The 15,739-nt window shown below is 70.7% G+C and carries 17 protein-coding genes and 1 pseudogene; 5 read left to right on the forward strand and 13 right to left on the reverse strand.

All coding sequences use genetic code 11. The features are described 5' to 3' along the window. Nucleotides 1-12: 12 nt before the first annotated feature. From ABD466_RS09530 to ABD466_RS09560, 7 genes and pseudogenes are all read right to left on the reverse strand, one after another. Nucleotides 13-915: a hypothetical protein gene (locus ABD466_RS09530; RefSeq protein WP_344656596.1), complete on the reverse strand. Its 903-nt coding sequence runs from the start codon at nt 913-915 to the stop codon at nt 13-15. A gap of 13 nt (nt 916-928) precedes the next feature. Next, nucleotides 929-1,435 carry a SigE family RNA polymerase sigma factor gene (locus tag ABD466_RS09535; protein WP_344656597.1) on the reverse strand — a complete coding sequence of 169 codons (507 nt, stop codon included), beginning with the start codon at nt 1,433-1,435 and terminating at the stop codon, nt 929-931. A gap of 319 nt (nt 1,436-1,754) precedes the next feature. Beyond that, nucleotides 1,755-2,597: a helix-turn-helix transcriptional regulator gene (locus tag ABD466_RS09540; RefSeq protein WP_344656598.1), complete on the reverse strand. Its 843-nt coding sequence runs from the start codon at nt 2,595-2,597 to the stop codon at nt 1,755-1,757. 16 nt (nt 2,598-2,613) lie between these two features. Next, nucleotides 2,614-3,408 carry an ABC transporter permease subunit gene (locus ABD466_RS09545; protein ID WP_344656599.1) on the reverse strand — a complete coding sequence of 265 codons (795 nt, stop codon included), beginning with the start codon at nt 3,406-3,408 and terminating at the stop codon, nt 2,614-2,616. A gap of 14 nt (nt 3,409-3,422) precedes the next feature. Next, nucleotides 3,423-4,274, reverse strand: a pseudogene (locus tag ABD466_RS09550) (ABC transporter ATP-binding protein); the annotation flags it as partial. A gap of 152 nt (nt 4,275-4,426) precedes the next feature. Then, nucleotides 4,427-5,374, reverse strand: coding sequence for an ABC transporter permease (locus ABD466_RS09555; RefSeq protein ID WP_344656600.1), 948 nt, complete (start codon nt 5,372-5,374; stop codon nt 4,427-4,429). After that, nucleotides 5,364-6,452: an ABC transporter ATP-binding protein gene (locus ABD466_RS09560; protein ID WP_425558597.1), complete on the reverse strand. Its 1,089-nt coding sequence runs from the start codon at nt 6,450-6,452 to the stop codon at nt 5,364-5,366. The genes ABD466_RS09555 and ABD466_RS09560 overlap by 11 nt, the downstream gene beginning before the upstream one ends. Before the next feature lie 297 nt (nt 6,453-6,749). On the opposite strand from ABD466_RS09560, the gene ABD466_RS09565 reads away from it, so the two are divergent. Beyond that, nucleotides 6,750-8,069: an ATP-dependent 6-phosphofructokinase gene (locus ABD466_RS09565; protein ID WP_344656601.1), complete on the forward strand. Its 1,320-nt coding sequence runs from the start codon at nt 6,750-6,752 to the stop codon at nt 8,067-8,069. Nucleotides 8,070-8,150: 81 nt separating this feature from the next. Here ABD466_RS09565 and glmM read toward each other — a convergent pair whose 3' ends face one another. The 4 genes from glmM to ABD466_RS09585 form a co-directional block, all read right to left on the reverse strand. Then, nucleotides 8,151-9,494, reverse strand: a complete 1,344-nt coding sequence (gene glmM, locus ABD466_RS09570) for a phosphoglucosamine mutase (protein WP_344656602.1) — start codon at nt 9,492-9,494, stop codon at nt 8,151-8,153. A gap of 149 nt (nt 9,495-9,643) precedes the next feature. Beyond that, a complete protein-coding gene (gene rpsI / locus ABD466_RS09575) occupies nt 9,644-10,162 on the reverse strand; it encodes a 30S ribosomal protein S9 (RefSeq protein ID WP_344656603.1) in 519 nt (172 codons plus the stop codon). 48 nt (nt 10,163-10,210) lie between these two features. Next, entirely contained in the window at nt 10,211-10,654 is a 444-nt protein-coding gene (gene rplM, locus ABD466_RS09580; protein WP_344656604.1) for a 50S ribosomal protein L13, read from the reverse strand. A 209-nt stretch (nt 10,655-10,863) separates the two neighbouring features. Then, nucleotides 10,864-12,528 carry an ABC-F family ATP-binding cassette domain-containing protein gene (locus tag ABD466_RS09585; protein ID WP_344656605.1) on the reverse strand — a complete coding sequence of 555 codons (1,665 nt, stop codon included), beginning with the start codon at nt 12,526-12,528 and terminating at the stop codon, nt 10,864-10,866. 57 nt (nt 12,529-12,585) lie between these two features. On the opposite strand from ABD466_RS09585, the gene ABD466_RS09590 reads away from it, so the two are divergent. Both ABD466_RS09590 and ABD466_RS09595 read left to right on the forward strand, forming a co-directional pair. Then, nucleotides 12,586-13,101, forward strand: coding sequence for an NADPH-dependent FMN reductase (locus ABD466_RS09590; RefSeq protein ID WP_344656606.1), 516 nt, complete (start codon nt 12,586-12,588; stop codon nt 13,099-13,101). A 9-nt stretch (nt 13,102-13,110) separates the two neighbouring features. Further along, on the forward strand, nt 13,111-13,662 hold the full coding sequence (locus ABD466_RS09595) for a DUF6886 family protein (RefSeq protein ID WP_344656607.1): 552 nt from the start codon (nt 13,111-13,113) through the stop codon (nt 13,660-13,662). On the opposite strand, the gene truA is transcribed toward ABD466_RS09595, so the two are convergent. Further along, nucleotides 13,619-14,494, reverse strand: coding sequence for a tRNA pseudouridine(38-40) synthase TruA (gene truA / locus ABD466_RS09600; RefSeq protein WP_344656608.1), 876 nt, complete (start codon nt 14,492-14,494; stop codon nt 13,619-13,621). The genes ABD466_RS09595 and truA overlap by 44 nt on opposite strands. Before the next feature lie 82 nt (nt 14,495-14,576). On the opposite strand from truA, the gene ABD466_RS09605 reads away from it, so the two are divergent. Beyond that, nucleotides 14,577-14,822: a type II toxin-antitoxin system Phd/YefM family antitoxin gene (locus ABD466_RS09605; protein WP_344656609.1), complete on the forward strand. Its 246-nt coding sequence runs from the start codon at nt 14,577-14,579 to the stop codon at nt 14,820-14,822. After that, nucleotides 14,819-15,079 carry a Txe/YoeB family addiction module toxin gene (locus tag ABD466_RS09610; protein ID WP_344656610.1) on the forward strand — a complete coding sequence of 87 codons (261 nt, stop codon included), beginning with the start codon at nt 14,819-14,821 and terminating at the stop codon, nt 15,077-15,079. The genes ABD466_RS09605 and ABD466_RS09610 overlap by 4 nt, the downstream gene beginning before the upstream one ends. A 54-nt stretch (nt 15,080-15,133) precedes the next feature. On the opposite strand, the gene rplQ is transcribed toward ABD466_RS09610, so the two are convergent. Continuing rightward, nucleotides 15,134-15,664, reverse strand: coding sequence for a 50S ribosomal protein L17 (gene rplQ, locus ABD466_RS09615; RefSeq protein WP_344656611.1), 531 nt, complete (start codon nt 15,662-15,664; stop codon nt 15,134-15,136). Nucleotides 15,665-15,739: the final 75 nt, after the last annotated feature.

Below are 15,739 nucleotides of genomic sequence, written 5' to 3' on the forward strand. Positions count from 1 at the left end.
GCCGGGCGGCCGTCAGGCCGCCCCTCGCTGCTTCAGCTCGGCGGCCTGCTGGTCCCAGCCCTTCAGCTGGTCGAGCACGTACTGGAACGTCGGCTGGTCGGCCAGCACGGCGAACCAGTTCGGGCTCAACAGCGGGCCGGTCTGGCTGAACCCCATGAGCTCCCGGAGGCGGGCGTTGTCGCGGGGATCGCTCTTCCAGGAGATGTCCTGAACCAGTTGGCTCTGCATCATGCGGTAGCCGGCGGACGAGGCGCTGGGCTTGTACGTGTACTGCGCCTTGACGTAGACGATCTGGTGCGGATCAGCCAGGAGGTCCGAGCCGTAGAGGACTTGGGCCTCGTCATCGGTCATCCACACGGTGACCGTTCCGTGCTCGACCCGGAACGGTCCGGACGTCAGAGGGATCGCGTCGGTCCGCTGGTGGTCGTGCTCGCCGGGGTCCGAAGGAGGGGCCGCCTGGAACAGGTCGGTTCCCGTGCCCCACTCCACGAGGCTGGTCCCCTGCGGCCCGGAGAGCGTGACGTGTGCCAGGCAGGGCAGGTCGGAGCAGCTGAACCGGTAGCCCTCGGGGAGGTAGGTCCCCAGCGAGTCCAGGAGGCCCTGCTCCTGGCCGAGGATGTCACGCAGCCCCATGGCGGAGCGGCCGGAAGGGGTGTGCGTCGGGGGCGCCCCGGCCGGCCCGGCTCCGCCGCCCCGGCCGCTCCCCGAGCCGCCGCCCGGCGCCAGGGCGACCGCCCCGGCGGCCACGGCCACGACCAGGCTCGCCGCCGCGCCGACCGTCAGCCACCGGTCGCGGCGCCGCCGCCGGCCGCCCCAGGCCACCGCCGGCCCGACCAGGTCGCGGGACCCCGGAGCGTCTCCGATGGTCACGCCGTCGAACAGGACCCTGAGGTCCTCGGTGTCGTGCTCGCTCATGGAACCCCTCCGTTCAGTCTTGACGGCTGTCGCTCAACAGGCCGGAGATCCGGACGCGCAGCAGCTCCAGCGCGCGGGACGTCTGGCTCTTCACGGTGCCCTGCGATACGCCGAGCGCGTCGGCGGTCTGCGCCACCGAGTAGTCCTCCCAGTACCGCAGGACCACCACCGCCCTGGCCCGCTCCGGCAGCCCGGAGAGCGCCTCCAGCAGGGCGCTCAGGCGGCCGTCGTCGACTTGCGCGGCGGCTGCGGCGGCGGGCTCGGGGACCGAGTCGATCGGCACCGTCGCGAAGCCCTTCCTCCGTCTGGACGCCAGGAAGCAGCGGTACAGCACCTGTTTGGCGTAAGCGTCCCGATACTCGACACGGCTCACCCGGCGCCAGTGGCGGTACAGCAGCCCGAACGCGGTCTGCACAAGATCCTCCGCGCTGTGCCAGTCCCCGCTCAAGAGATAGGCGCTGCGCAGCAGCTGTTTCTGGCGGCTCGCGGCGAACTGCCGGAACTCGTCCTCGTCGGTCATCCGCGCCTCCCCGGTGTCACCCTTTCCACCAGTACTCAATGCCGGGTACGGGCCTTCGGGTTGGAACGCCTGACCTGCCCGTCTCCCTTTCTTACAAGACACCGCCGCCGCGCTCTGGCCATCTTGAAGGGCACGCCGGCCCGCCCCTCAGCGGGGGGACGGCACCGGAGCACGGTGGAAAGCGGGGGTTCCGGTGTCGTCGCGCGGGCCGGACCCGATGCCGGGGCGGCTGGGAGGAGAGCCGGAGCTGCGAGGGGCCGGTGCGAGGTCTGGTGTGGACGACCGGGCATCGGCCGGACGGGGGCGCGCGGCTTCGGCGTCAGCCGAGGAGCACGCTGGTCACCCGTCCGGGCAACCGGTCGAGCGCGGACCCCGGTGGGGCTCCGTGCCGCAGCTCCGCCAGCCGTCCCGGCGTCAGGCCGGTCATCGCCCGGACCTCGTGGCTCAGGTGGGCCTGGTCGTGGAACCGGGCCAGCGCCGCGGCCTGGGCCCAGGTCCGCCCGGCGAGCCGGGCCCGCAACGCGGTCTGCAGGCGCAGCACCCGCGCCACCGCCTTCGGCGGCATCCCCACCTGCTCCAGGAACCGGGTCCGCAGGTGCCGCGCGCTCCAGCCGACGTCCCGCTGCACGTCGCGCAGCGGCCGGCCGGCCGCGACCAGGCGCAGGGCCCGGGTCACCTGCCAGGACGGCGTCACCGGCGAGTCGGCGGCGCGCGCCCGCAGGTACGCCTCGACGCGGGCGAAGCGCTCCTCCCACGTCGGCAGCCCCGCCACCTGTTCCACGAGCAGGTCGCCCTCCCGGCCCAGGACCTCCGACACGGTCGGCAGCCCGTTCGCCAGGTGCACCATCGGCGTGCCGAACAGCTGGTGCGCGCCGGTGTGGCTGAGCGTGATCTCGAGCCCGTGGATGCGGCCCCGGTGCCGGCCGATCGAAGCCGTGGACCGGCCCGCCGTCAGGAAGGAGGTGCGCTGCAGCGTCGGCACCGCGGGATCGTCGTCGACCGGGCCGATCCGGATCGGCTCGCCGAAGGCCAGCAGCAGAGTGACCGCGCCGGAGGGGATCTCCAGGCGCGATCGCTCGGGGCCGTCCGGCATCCGGAAGCCGTGGTAGGAGTGCACGAGGCGGTGCAGTCCCGGGTCGGGCTCGCGGCGCACGCTTTCCATGGCCGTCAGGCTATTGTCAGGCGGCCTCCCCCGAAACCCTGAACGACCGCAGACGCCGGGTGCCGTAGACCAGGGCGAAGAGCGTGAACGCCGCCGACATCACCACCGAGGTGCCCATCGTCAGGTGCGCGTCGAGGTTCGGCAGGTGCCCGATGTGGTCGGCCAGGCCCAGCTCGTACTGGCCGATGGAGAGCAGCCGGAGCCCGCTCACCTGGCGGGTGAGCAGGCTCTCCCAGACCAGGATGTAGATCAGGGTCACCGCCACGGACCGCTTGGTCACCACCGACAGGAACAGGAAGAACGCGCTGTAGACGAGGGCCCCGACCGCGGCGGCCACGACGACCCCGACCGCCTCGGTGGCGTCGCCCTTCACCGGGGTGAACGTCATGTCCAGCGGCCCCGGGCTGTCGACGTAGCCGGACGTGGCGACGAACGCCGCCACGCCGAGCGGCACCACGGCGAACACCAGCGTCGCGGCCGACGCCACGATCCACTTGGTGGTCATCACGGTGGCCCGGCTGACCGGGGTGGCCAGCAGGTGCAGGATCGAGGAATCGTCGACCTCGGTGCCGAGCACCGAGGTGCCGATGATCATCGCGGTCAGCGGCAGCAGGGTGACCAGGCCGATCTGCCCGAGTACCACGCCGGGCCAGCCGAAGTCGTGCGAACTGTTGATGTCGGTGGTCAGGCGCAGGCCGATGCTGAGCGCCAGCAGCAGCGCGGGTGGCAGCGCGATCAGCAGCGAGCGGCGGCGGCCCAGCAGGCCGCGCAGGGTGATGGCGGCGATCGTGGGGTTGAAGACGGTCGACATGGGTGTCAATCTCCTTACGACGCCACCAGATAGGCGAACACGGACTCCAGCGACTCGTCGGCGGGCAGCACCGTGCGCAGCCGCACCCCCCGCTCGCGCGCCACGGCGGCCAGCTCCCGGCTGAACGCGCCGTAGTCGCCGGCCCGCACCTCCAGCCCGCCGCCGGGGGTGAGCTCGACACCGTTCACCGACTCCCGGCCGATCAGCGCGGCGGCCAGCGCCCGGTCGTCGCTGGAGGCGACCTGGAAGACGTGCGGGCGGGAGGTCATCAGGCGGCGGATGGTGCGGTAGTCGCCGGAAGCCGCCAGCCGGCCGGCGACGATCACCTGCACCGTGCCGGACAGCCGCTCGACCTCCTCCAGGATGTGCGAGGAGAACACGATGGTGTGGCCGCTGTCGCCGAGCCGGTGCAGCAGGTCCATCATGTGCATGCGCTGGCGCGGGTCCATGCCGTTGAACGGCTCGTCCAGCAGCAGCACCCGGGGCTCGTGGACCAGCGCCGCGGCCACCTTGATGCGCTGGCGCATGCCCTTGGAGTAGGTGTCGATGCGGCGGTCGGCGGCCTCGGTGTCCATCTCCACCATGCGCAGCGCGCGGGCCACGGCAACATCGGTGTCCGGCAGCTTGTGCAGCTTCGCGGTCGCCGCGACGAACTGGCGGCCGGTGAGGAAGGCGTAGACCGAGTCCCGCTCGGGGACGAGGCCGATCACCTTGTAGATGCCGGGGTTGTGCCACGTGCTCTGGCCCGCCACGGTCACGCTGCCGCGCGACGGCGACAGGAAGCCGGAGACCAGGTGCAGCAGCGTGGACTTGCCGGCGCCGTTCGGGCCGAGCAGGCCGGTCACGCCGGGGCCGATGGTCATCGTGATGTCGTTGACCGCGACCACGTTGCCGTACCAGTGGGTCACGGTGTCGAGCACGATCTCGGCCGGGCCGCCGCGGGGTGCGGAGGGGACCGCGGGGACGCCCGGGTCCGCCTGGGGCGCCTCGTCCCGCTGGGCGGGGATGTCGTCGATGGTCACAGCAGGCTCGCCTTCTGGTAGCGGCGCATCAGCAGGAGGACGGCCAGGGCGCACAGGGCCACGAGCACGGCCAGGTACACGGCGCCGAAGCTGCCGGGGTAGGGCACGTCGGCGTTGTCCGGCGCCCGGCCCACGATCCACTCCTTCAGGCCTTCCAGGAGGTTCGCGGGGTTGAGGAGCCCGGAGACCTTCGGGCCGATGCCGGGGCTGTCGGGGTTCACGAAGTAGCCGGTGCCGTCGGCGCGGTGGTGGTAGTGCGGCCGGAAGCCGGTCAGGTGGACCAGCGCGGAGGACACGACCCAGGTGCCGAAGAAGAACACCGCGACGGCGCCGGTGGCGAAGGCGCGGCGGCCGGTGTAGCAGGACAGCAGCGCGGCCAGGACGCCGAAGACCACCGAGTACAGCAGGGCCAGTTCCAGGCCGGGGAAGAACGCGCGGGTCTCGTGCCAGACCTCGGAGCCGCCGTGCCGGGAGCCCACGGTGCCGATGTACAGCAGGAGCTGGGGCACCGCGGTGAGCCCGAGCATCGCCGTGATCAGGGCGCTGATCTTGGCCAGCGGATAGTCGGTGCGCCGCAGCGGCCGCGAGAAGTAGAGCGGGAGCGTGCGGTTGCGGATGTCGCGGGAGATCAGCTCCGGCGTGACCGCGGCCAGGTACAGGACCAGGACGAGCTGGAAGGAGTGCATGTACTCGTCGTAGTTGACGGCCCGGATACCGGTGCGCGAGACCGAGAAGGCGTTGGCGACCGCCGGCAGGCACATGATCACCAGGGCCATGAACGGGACGATCTTGGCCTTCGGTCCGCGGCCCAGGCCCCAGGCGGAGCGCAGGCTGTGCCAGTAGAGGGCCCGGACGACGCCGAACCGGCCGACGCGCTCGCCGGTGTAGGTGCGGTAGCCGATGTCGTGGATGACGCCGGCCGGGGTGGCGGACTCAGTGGTCATCGGCGGACTCCTTCCCGGGAGCGGGCGCGGGGGCGGACGCGCCGCCGGGGTCGGTCGCGGGCGGGGTGGCGGGCGGGGTGGCGGACGGGGTCGCGGCGCGGGGTCCGGCCGGGACCGAGTCCCCGGCGTCGCCGGCCCGCTCGAACTCGTCGTCGAGGCTCGCGTCCGCGAACAGCTCCTCGACCCGGTGCCGCCGCCGCTCCAGCCGGTTCAGCGGCAGGCCCAGCTCGGCCACCGTGTCGCGGATCGCGTCGTACACCCGGTCGGACTCGTCCTCGGTGGTGCCGAGCTTCACCAGCAGCGCCCGGCCGTCCCGGCGCGGGTCCAGCCCGGCGGCCCGGAGCGCCGCGCCGAGCTGCGCGGAGCCCTCGTCGACCTCGACCGCCAGCACCGCGCTGGCCTTGGTGAAGGCCGCCATGGAGGCGGCGCGCAGCAGCTTGCCGGAGTCGATGGCGACCAGCGAGTCGCAGATCTGCTCGATCTCGCCCAGCAGGTGCGAGGCCACCAGGATGGAGATGCCGAACTCGGATCCGATCCGCTCGATCAGGTCCAGCATGGCCTCCCGGCCGGCCGGGTCCAGACCGTTGGTGGGCTCGTCCAGCAGCATCAGCCGGGGGTCCCCGACCAGCGCCTGGGCCAGCTTCACGCGCTGCTTCATGCCGGTGGAGTAGGTGCCGATCAGGCGGTACCGCTCCTCGTGCAGGCCGACGTGCCGCAGCGACTCCGCGGCCCGCTCCTTGGCGGCGGTGGGCGGCAGCCCGTCCATCCGGCCCATGTGCGTGACGAACTCGGTGGCGGTCACGTCCGGCGGCAGGCAGTCGTGCTCCGGCATGTAGCCGACCAGGGTCCTGATCCGCTCGGCCTGGTCGACGACGTCGTAGCCGAGCACCGAGGCCGAGCCCGAGGTGGGCGCCAGCAGGCCCAGCAGGATCTTGATCAACGTCGACTTGCCGGCGCCGTTGGCCCCGACCAGCCCGATGACGCCGGGCGGGACCGCGAGGGTCAGGCCGTCCAGGGCGGTCACCGGGCCGCGGGAGGCGCCGTGGTAGCGCTTGGTGAGGCCCGACGCCTCGATCACGGCGGCGGTGCCCGCCGCCGGCACGGCCGGGCCGGCCGGACCGGCCGTCGGTGTCGTGGCTGTGGTCATAGGGTCACCGTAAAGAACGCGGGGCCGGCACCGCTTCAGCTTGAAGTGGGGGGTTGGTGTAGGCCGCGAGGATGACGCTGTAGGCCCCTGGGAGTAGGCGCGTGCTCCCCGAGGTGTCCCCCGGCTGGTCCCGGCCGGTCTCCAGGCTGCTCCGAGGCCGTTTCCAGCGGCGGGCCGGATGGTGGACCGGCAAGCGGTGGAACTCCGGAATCTTGTTACGGTGAACCCATGAACACGGCCGATCTGCTCACCATCACCTCCGATGATCTGGCCATCACGCGCCTGGGCGAGCGCACGGTCGACACCCCGCTGAAGGAGCTCCTCGGCGAGCGCCAGGAGACGATGCACTACGTCACCGAGACCGACCGGGTCCTGCTCGACGTCGTGCAGGGCATAGCGAAGAAGCGGGGCGTGGACGTCGCGGGCCTGCCGGCCTTCAACCCCGGTGGCCCGCGCGAGAAGCTGTTCTTCGAGCCGGGCGAGGTGACGGCGGGGATCGTCACGTGCGGCGGTCTGTGCCCCGGGCTGAACAACGTGATCCGCGGCCTGGTGCTGCACCTGGGACGGGCCTACGGGGTCCGCAAGGTGCTGGGCTTCCGGAACGGCTTCAAGGGCCTGGCCGACGGCTCGGAGCCGCTGCGGCTGACCGAGGCGGCGGTCGCCGACATCAACAACCGGGGCGGCACGATCCTCGGCACGTCCCGCGGCAACCAGGATCCCGCCGTCGCGGTGGACACGCTGGTCCGGCTCGGGGTGAACATCCTGTTCGTGATCGGCGGCGACGGCAGTCTGCGCGGGGCGCAGAAGCTCGCGGACGAGGCGCTGCGGCGCGGGGAGCGGATCGCCGTGGTGGGGATCCCGAAGACGATCGACAACGACATCCCGTGGATCGACCGGTCCTTCGGCTTCCAGACGGCGTTCACGCAGGCCGCGGAGTCGATACGGGCCGCGCACGTGGAGGCGTTCTCCACGGAGAACGGCGTGGGCCTGGTGAAGCTGATGGGCCGGCACAGCGGGTTCATCGCCAGCCACGCCACCCTGGCCAGCCACGACGTCGACTTCACGCTGATCCCCGAGGTCCCGTTCGACATCGACGTCTTCCTGTCCTGCCTGAAGAAGAAGGTCGAGCAGCAGGGGCACGCGGTCGTCGTGGTCGCCGAGGGCGCGGGGCAGGAGCACTTCCCGGCCTCGGACCAGACCGACGCCTCGGGCAACGCCAAGCTGAACGACATCGGCGGCCTGCTGAAGAAGCGGATCATCGACTGGTTCGGCGACGCGCCGCTCTCGGTCCGGTACGTGGATCCCGGCTACGAGATCCGCTCGGTCCCGGCCAACGCCGCCGACGCGGTGTACTGCACCCGGCTCGCGCAGGCCGCCACCCACGCCGGGATGGCCGGGTTCACCTCGATGGTGGTCGGGCAGTGGCACGGCCGGATGGTGCACCTGCCGATCACGCTGGCGACGGCGAGCCGGAGCGTGGTCGACCCCTACGGCCAGCTCTGGATGAACGTCCTGGAGACCACCGGGCAGCCGAAGAAACTGCACTGAGGCTCCCCGCCCCGTTCTTCTCACACAGACGTCACGGCCGCCGGTTCGCACCGGCGGCCGTGTCCGTCCGCTCGCAGGACACTAGCCCAGCGCGGTCTTGACCACGCCGGCCAGCTGCTCGGCCAGGCGGCGGGCCAGCTGGGCGTCCTCGGCCTCGACCATCACCCGCACCAGCGGCTCGGTGCCGCTGGGGCGCAGCAGCACGCGGCCGCTGTCGCCGAGCTCCGCCTCGGCCTCCTTGACCGCCATGGCCAGTTCGGCGCTGGAGGAGGCGCGGGCCTTGTCGACATCCTTGACGTTGATCATGACCTGCGGGAGCTTGGTCATCACCGCGGCCAACTCGGCCAGCGGGCGGCCGGTGGCGGCGACGCGGGCCAGCAGCTGCAGCGCGGTCAGGGTGCCGTCGCCGGTGGTGGCGTGGTCGGTGAGGATCACGTGGCCGGACTGCTCGCCGCCGAGGACGTAGCCGCCGGCGCGCATGGCCTCCAGCACGTAGCGGTCGCCGACCGCGGTCTCGACGAAGGTCAGGCCCTCGCGGAGCATCGCCTGCTTGAAGCCGAAGTTCGCCATCACGGTGCCGACCACGGTGCCGCCGGTCAGGGTGCCCGCGTCGCGCATGGCCAGGGCCAGGACCGCCAGGATCTGGTCGCCGTCGACCTCGTTGCCGTCGGCGTCGACCGCCAGGCAGCGGTCGGCGTCGCCGTCGTGCGCGATGCCGGCGTGCGCGCCGTGCGCGACCACGGCCGCCTTCAGCTGGTCCAGGTGGGTCGAACCGCACCCGTCGTTGATGTTCAGGCCGTCGGGCTGCACGTGGGTGGCCACGACCTCGGCGCCGGCCCGGCGCAGGGCCTCCGGCGAGACCCGGAAGGCGGCGCCGTTCGCCTCGTCGACGACCACCTTCAGGCCGTCGAGGCGGTTGGGGAGCGTGGAGAGCAGGTGCTCGATGTACCGGTCGCCGCCCTCGGGGTAGTCGCTGACGCGGCCGATCTTGGCGCCGACCGGACGGGTCCACTCCTCGTTCATCCGGCGCTCGATGGCGTCCTCGAGGGCGTCGTCCAGCTTGACGCCGCCGCGGGCCAGGAACTTGATGCCGTTGTCCGGGGCCGGGTTGTGCGAGGCGGACAGCACGACGCCGAGGTCGGCGCCGAGGACCTCGGTGAGGTAGGCGACGGCCGGGGTGGGCAGGACGCCCAGCCGGAGCACGTCGACGCCGGCCGAGGCCAGGCCGGCGACCACCGCCCCCTCCAGGAACTCGCCGGAGGCCCGCGGGTCACGGCCGACGACGGCCTTGGGGCGGTGCCCCTCGAAGGCGCCGACCTCGCCGAGGACGTGCGCGGCGGCCACCGACAGGTCCAGCGCCAACTCGGCGGTCAGTTCCCGGTTGGCCATGCCGCGTACGCCGTCGGTGCCGAAAAGCCTGGTCATATGCGCGCTCTCCTCGAGGGGGCAGGAGGGTGGAATCCTAGGGGACGGTATTCCCGGGAAAACATCGTACGAACGCCCCGGGAAGCGGAACCTCCCGGGGCGTTCGTTTCGGCGTGTCCGCGAAATTCCCTCTCGCGGGAGGCCGAGGTTTAGCGCTTGCTGTACTGCGGGGCCTTGCGGGCCTTCTTCAGACCGGCCTTCTTGCGCTCGGTGGCGCGCGCGTCCCGGGTGAGGAAGCCGGCCTTCTTCAGCGTCGGCCGGTTGTTCTCGGCGTCCGCCGCGTTCAGCGCGCGGGCCACGCCCAGGCGCAGCGCGCCGGCCTGGCCGGAGATGCCGCCGCCGTCGATGCGGGCGACGACGTCGTAGGCGCCGTCCAGCTCCAGGATCTTGAACGGGTCGTTCACCAGCTGCTGGTGGACCTTGTTCGGGAAGTAGGCGTCCAGAGTGCGGCCGTTGATCTTCCACACGCCGGTGCCCGGCACGATGCGGACGCGGGCGATGGCCTCCTTGCGGCGGCCCAGGCCCTGCCCGGAAGTGGTGGCGGAGCGGCGCACGACCGGCGCGGCCGCGGCCGCGGGGGTCTCGGAGGTGTACTCGGTGAGCTCCTCCTCGCCGTCGCCGGCGGCGAACTCGTCAACGTACTCGGTGGTGGTGTCGACCTCGGTCACAGCCACAGTTCCTTTCTGGGAAATCTAAGAAGAGTGGAGTGGCCGGGACTACTGCGCGACCTGGGAGATGACGAACGGCTCCGGCTTCTGGGCCGCGTGCGGGTGCTCCTCGCCGCGGTACACCTTCAGCTTCGACAGCATCTGGCGGCCGAGGGAGTTCTTCGGCAGCATGCCGCGAACGGCCTTCTCGATGGCCTTGCGCGGGTCCTTGTCGATCAGGTCGCCGTACTTGACGGAACGCAGACCACCCGGGTAGCCGGAGTGGCGGTAGGCGAGCTTGTCCTCGCGCTTGTTGCCGGACAGGTGCACCTTGTCGGCGTTGATGATGATCACGAAGTCGCCGGTGTCGACGTGCGGGGCGAAGATCGGCTTGTGCTTGCCGCGAAGCAGGTTCGCGGTGTGGGAAGCGAGCCGGCCGAGCACGATGTCACGGGCGTCGATGACGTGCCACTGACGCTGCACGTCACCGGGCTTAGGGCTGTACGTACGCACGGAAATGCTCCTGGCGTGTGTCGTAGACGTTTACGCGGTGAAGAAGCACGCCGTCGTCGTGAGTACAAGGCATGCCTAAAGGCGCGTGTTCCCTCGCCGTACTTCCCGTTTCCCCGGATGCAACGCCAGGGCAACGGTCTCGTACGAACACGGGACGGACGCACCGAAGCACCAGCTTACCCGATGAGCGGGGGTGCTCAGGACGGTGCTCAGGACTTCGCTCCCGCCTTCACCGGCCGGCGGTCCGGACGGCGTTCGTCCCACACCGGTTCCGGCGCCTCGTAGACCCGGCCGTCGGTGCCGAACACCAGGTAGCGGTCGAAGCCGCGGGCGAACCACCGGTCGTGCGTGACGGCGATCACCGTGCCCTCGTATCCCTGCAGACCGATCTCCAGGGCGTCGGCGGACATCAGGTCGAGGTTGTCGGTCGGCTCGTCGAGCAGCAGCATCGTCGACCCGGTGAGCTCCAGGCGCAGGATCTGGAACCGTGCCTGCTGTCCGCCGGAGAGTTGGCCGAAGCGCTGCTCGGCCTGTTCGTTCAAGGCGTAGCGGGACAGGGCCGGGGAAGCGTTGTCGCGCTGGAAGGAGAACTCCTCCCAGAGGATCTCCAGGAGCGTCTTCTGCTCCAGATGCGGTTGGCGATGCGTCTGCCGGAAGTGTCCCGGGACGACGCGTGCGCCGAGCTTGAACGTTCCGGTGTGAGCCACGTCATCGCCGCCGGCGAGCAGGCGGAGGAAATGGGACTTGCCTGACCCGTTCCCTCCGAGGACCGCCACGCGTTCTCCGTAGAAGATCTCTGTAGAGAACGGCTTCATAAGGCCGGTCAGCTCCAGGTTCACACACTCGAAAGCGCGGACTCCTGTGCGACCGCCCTTAAGGCGCATCTTCACCTGTTGCTCGCGCGGGGGCGCCGGCGGCGGGCCGGCCTTCTCGAACCTCTCCAGACGAGTACACATGGCGTTGTACTTGGCGGCCATGGACTCGTAGTACTTCGCCTGCTGGCGGAGCTCGTTGACGAGGTCCTTGAGACGACGGTGCTCTTCTTCCCAGCGGCGCAGCATCTCTTCGAAGCGGTCGAAGCGGGCCTTGCGGGCTTCGTGGTAGGTGGAGAAGCCCCCGCCATGGATCCAGACGGTACCCCCGGCGCTGCCACCGGAGCCGAGCTCGACGGTGACGATCTTCTTAGCCGTGCCCGCGAGGAGTTCGCGGTCGTGAGTGATGAACAGGATGGTCTTGGGCGTCTCGTTGATGGCCGCTTCCAGCCAGCGCTTGCCGGGGACGTCGAGGAAGTTGTCCGGCTCGTCGAGGAGGAGTACTTGCTCCGGGCCGCGCAGAAGAGCTTCCAGAACAAGGCGCTTCTGCTCTCCGCCGGAGAGAGTGGAGGCCGGACGGAACTGGGCCTGAATGTAGGGAACGTCCAGAGCGATGGTGCAACAGGTGTCCCACAGCGTCTCCGCCTCATAGCCGCCCGCGTCGCCCCAGTCGACAAGCGCCTGCGCATAGCGGAGCTGGGTCGGCTCGGAGTCGTCCTCCATCATCGCCAGCTCGGCCGCGTCCAACTCCGCAGCGGCTTTCTGGAGCATCGGCGGAGCTACCGACAGCAGAAGCGTGCGGACGGTCGGGGGCTCCTCCCCCTCCTCCACTTTGCGGTCGACGAACTGCCGCATCACCCCGAGGCCGCCGGAACGCACCACGGCCCCGCTCGTGGCCTCGATGTCGCCGGCGATGAGCCGGAGGAGCGTGGTCTTGCCGGCGCCGTTCACGCCGACCAGGGCCGCCTTGTCGCCGTCGCCGATCCGGAACGTGACGTCCTGGAGCAGGATCCGGCCGTCCGGAAGGTGGTACTGGAGGCTGTTGACGTCGATATGGCCCATGGCGTGCAGTGTCGCTCAGGGCGGCTTAGTGGCGCGAATGGTTATAGCGTCGCTCACATGGTTGAGGTGTTACTGCTGTGCGGATCGGTGCGTAAAGGATCCTCCAACGAGGCCATGCTGCGGCTGGTGGAGGACGTAGCTGGAGCTACGTACAGCACGGTCTTCTATGAAGGACTCGGGGGTCTCCCCCACTTCAACCCCGATCTGGACGCCGATCCGCTGCCCGAGCCCGTCGCCGCCTTGCGCGCCGCCATCGCGCACGCGGACGCGCTCCTGGTGTGCACGCCGGAGTACGCGGGGACGCTGCCGGGATCGTTCAAGAACCTGCTGGACTGGACGGTCGGCGGGACCGAGATCGGCGAGAAGCCCACGGGCTGGATCAACGCGGCGAACCCCGGCCGCGGCGAGGGCGCCGTCGCGACGCTGCGGACGGTGTTGGAGTACACCGGCGCCGCGATCGTGGAGGAGGCGTGCGTCCGGATCGGCCTGGCCGACGCCGACGCGCGCGCACGGGTCAGCGCCGTGCTGGGAGCGTTGGGAAACGCCGCTTCACAGGCGCCGGCAGTGCGGTAGAACGAACGGATGCGACCGGATCCAGGCCAGGTACTGCACTTCTCCGAAGACCCGACCATCACCCGCTTCGCACCCCACGTCGCCGCCACGGCCCAGCAGCCCGAGGCGTACGTGTGGGCCGTCGACTACGACCGCAGCCCCGACTACTGGTTCCCGCGCCAGTGCCCCCGGGCGATGGCGTGGGTGCGGCCGGATACCACGCCGGAGGACCGCGACCGCGTCATCGGGCCCGGCGGCGGCCTGCGCGTGCACGCGGTGGAGTACGGCTGGCTGGAGCGGATGCGCACGGTCGAGCTGTACGCGTACCGCTTCGACGCCCGGGAGTTCCACCCGTTCGGCGACCCGGCGAACGCGCACGTCGCCGAGCAGGAGGTGCGGCCACTGGGGCCGCCGGAACGCGTCCAGGACTTGTTCGAGCTCCATGAGGAGGCCGACATCCAGCTCAGGGTCCTGCCGACACTGCTGCCGTTCTGGGACCAGGTGATCACCTCGACACTGGGCTTCAGCGGCATCCGCCTCAGGAACGCCCGCTCTCCTCAGCCTCGGACTCCAGCACCCTGACACGCCGCGTCCTGACCTGCTGAGCCGCCAACTCCTCATCCGCCGGATACACGACTTCCTCCAGCGTCAGCCCCTGCGGCGGCGCCACCTTCACCTCCGGCGACCGCACGCGCTCGGCGAGGATGCGACCGGGATCGCTGGTCGGCCGCCGACCCTCCCCGACGGCCAGCAGCGCCCCGACCAGGCTGCGCACCATGGAGTGGCAGAAGGCGTCGGCGCGTACGTCGGCGACGAGCAGCCCGGTCGGAGTGAGCGAGGTCGGCGCCTCACGGGTCCACTCCAGGTGGGTCAGGCAGCGGATCGTCGTGGCGCCTTCACGTTTCTTGCAGAAGGAGGCGAAGTCGTGCTCGCCGAGGAGCGCAGCCGCGGCCTCGTTCATGAGCTGGGGATCCAGCTCCCGCGGATGCCACAGGACATCGTGCCGGCGCAGCGGGTGCGGGCCATAGGGGGCGTCGGTGACGCGGTAGGCGTAGCGGCGGCCGACGGCGGCGAAGCGAGCGTCGAAGCCCGCCGGCGCGACAGCGGCCGACCAGACGCGCACGTCGGCCGGCAGCACGGCGGCCAGCCGCCGCAGCAGCCGCTCCTCGTGCTCAGCCCACAGCACAGCCGGCACGTCGAGATGCGCGACCTGCCCGCTGGCGTGCACCCCGGCATCGGTGCGCCCGGCCACCACGAGCGTGACGTCCCGCCGCAGCACGGTGCTCAGCGCGGCCGTCAGCTCTCCGCACACCGTCCGCCGCTTCGGCTGCACGGCCCAGCCGGAGAAGGCGGTGCCGTCGTAGGCCAGGTCGAGGCGGATGCGGACGTCTCCGGGGGCGGGCTCGGTGCTCACCGGTCCATTGTCGCGTGTCGGCGCGGTTGCCGAACGCCCGGGATCGGCACAATAACCTCCACTGCGGCGAAGGGAGTCGATCATGTCGATCACCGCATCCGAGGCTCGCAAGCGGCTGTTCCCGCTGATAGAGAAGGTCAATGACGATCACCTCCCCATAGTGATCACCTCTCGGCACGGCAACGCCGTTCTCATCGCCCAGCGCGACTATGACGCGATGGAGGAAACCGCCTACCTGCTTCGGTCGCCGGAGAACGCCCGCCGCCTCATGGAGGGCTTGGAGCAGGCGCGTCGCGGTGAGTACGAAGAGCACCAACTGCTCGAATGAGAGCAGTCTTCACCGCCACCGGCTGGTCGGACTACACGTACTGGCAACAGGTGGACCGAGCCCAGCTCGAGCGCATCAACAAGCTCATCGAGGCAATCCTCCGCGATCCCTTCGATGGGATCGGCAAACCCGAACAGCTCCGGCACGGACTATCAGGCGCGTGGTCTAGGCGGATCAGCGAAGAACGTCGCCTCGTCTACGTAGTCAAAGGCGACGATGTAATCATCTTCCAGGCCCGCTACCACTACGAGAAGTAGCGAAAGCCCGCCGTCTCCGAAGAGAACGGCGGGCTTCCGTGAACTCAGAAGGACTTACTCCTTCTCAGCGGCCTCAGCCTCGGTGGCCTCAGCGGCCTCGACCTCGGCGGCCGGAGCCTCCTCGGTCACGGCCTCGGCGGCGGCCGGGGCCTCCGCCTTCGCGGCCTTCTCCTTCACCGAGCGCTTGGTGGCGGCCTCGGCCTCGCGGACCGCGGTCTGCTGCACGGTGAGGGCCTCGACCAGCTCGATCACGGCCATGGGGGCGTTGTCGCCCTTGCGGTTGCCGGCCTTGATGATGCGGGTGTAGCCGCCGGGGCGGTTGGTGTAGTTCGGCGCGATCTCGTCGAACAGGCGGAAGACGATGTCCTTGTCGCGGAGCACGGCCAGGACCTGGCGACGGTTGTGCAGGTCGCCCTTCTTGGCCTTGGTGATCAGCCGCTCGGCGTAGGGGCGCAGCAGGCGCGCCTTGGCCTCGGTGGTGGTGATCTTGTCGTGCTCGAAGAGCGACTTGGCGAGGTTCGCCAGCATCAGCTTCTGGTGCGCCGGGGAGCCGCCGAGGCGGGCGCCCTTCTTCGGCTGGGGCATTTCTTCTCCTTGGTGTCTCGGGCCGTGTCAGGTACCCGGGATCAGAACCGCCGGCGAGCGGGCGCCCGCCGGCGG

This window comes from Catenulispora subtropica, from assembly GCF_039531675.1.
In the GTDB taxonomy this organism is placed as follows: domain Bacteria; phylum Actinomycetota; class Actinomycetes; order Streptomycetales; family Catenulisporaceae; genus Catenulispora; species Catenulispora subtropica.

Bases quoted from the DNA above. Each gene is read 5' to 3' on its own strand.
- ABD466_RS09530 (WP_344656596.1), bottom strand. From the start codon at position 915: ATGAGCGAGCACGACACCGAGGACCTCAGGGTCCTGTTCGACGGCGTG.
- ABD466_RS09535 (WP_344656597.1), bottom strand. From the start codon at position 1,435: ATGACCGACGAGGACGAGTTCCGGCAGTTCGCCGCGAGCCGCCAGAAA.
- ABD466_RS09540 (WP_344656598.1), bottom strand. From the start codon at position 2,597: ATGGAAAGCGTGCGCCGCGAGCCCGACCCGGGACTGCACCGCCTCGTG.
- ABD466_RS09545 (WP_344656599.1), bottom strand. From the start codon at position 3,408: ATGTCGACCGTCTTCAACCCCACGATCGCCGCCATCACCCTGCGCGGC.
- ABD466_RS09555 (WP_344656600.1), bottom strand. From the start codon at position 5,374: ATGACCACTGAGTCCGCCACCCCGGCCGGCGTCATCCACGACATCGGC.
- ABD466_RS09565 (WP_344656601.1), top strand. From the start codon at position 6,750: ATGAACACGGCCGATCTGCTCACCATCACCTCCGATGATCTGGCCATC.
- glmM (WP_344656602.1), bottom strand. From the start codon at position 9,494: ATGACCAGGCTTTTCGGCACCGACGGCGTACGCGGCATGGCCAACCGG.
- ABD466_RS09585 (WP_344656605.1), bottom strand. From the start codon at position 12,528: ATGGGCCATATCGACGTCAACAGCCTCCAGTACCACCTTCCGGACGGC.
- ABD466_RS09590 (WP_344656606.1), top strand. From the start codon at position 12,586: ATGGTTGAGGTGTTACTGCTGTGCGGATCGGTGCGTAAAGGATCCTCC.
- ABD466_RS09595 (WP_344656607.1), top strand. From the start codon at position 13,111: ATGCGACCGGATCCAGGCCAGGTACTGCACTTCTCCGAAGACCCGACC.
- ABD466_RS09605 (WP_344656609.1), top strand. From the start codon at position 14,577: ATGTCGATCACCGCATCCGAGGCTCGCAAGCGGCTGTTCCCGCTGATA.
- ABD466_RS09610 (WP_344656610.1), top strand. From the start codon at position 14,819: ATGAGAGCAGTCTTCACCGCCACCGGCTGGTCGGACTACACGTACTGG.
- rplQ (WP_344656611.1), bottom strand. From the start codon at position 15,664: ATGCCCCAGCCGAAGAAGGGCGCCCGCCTCGGCGGCTCCCCGGCGCAC.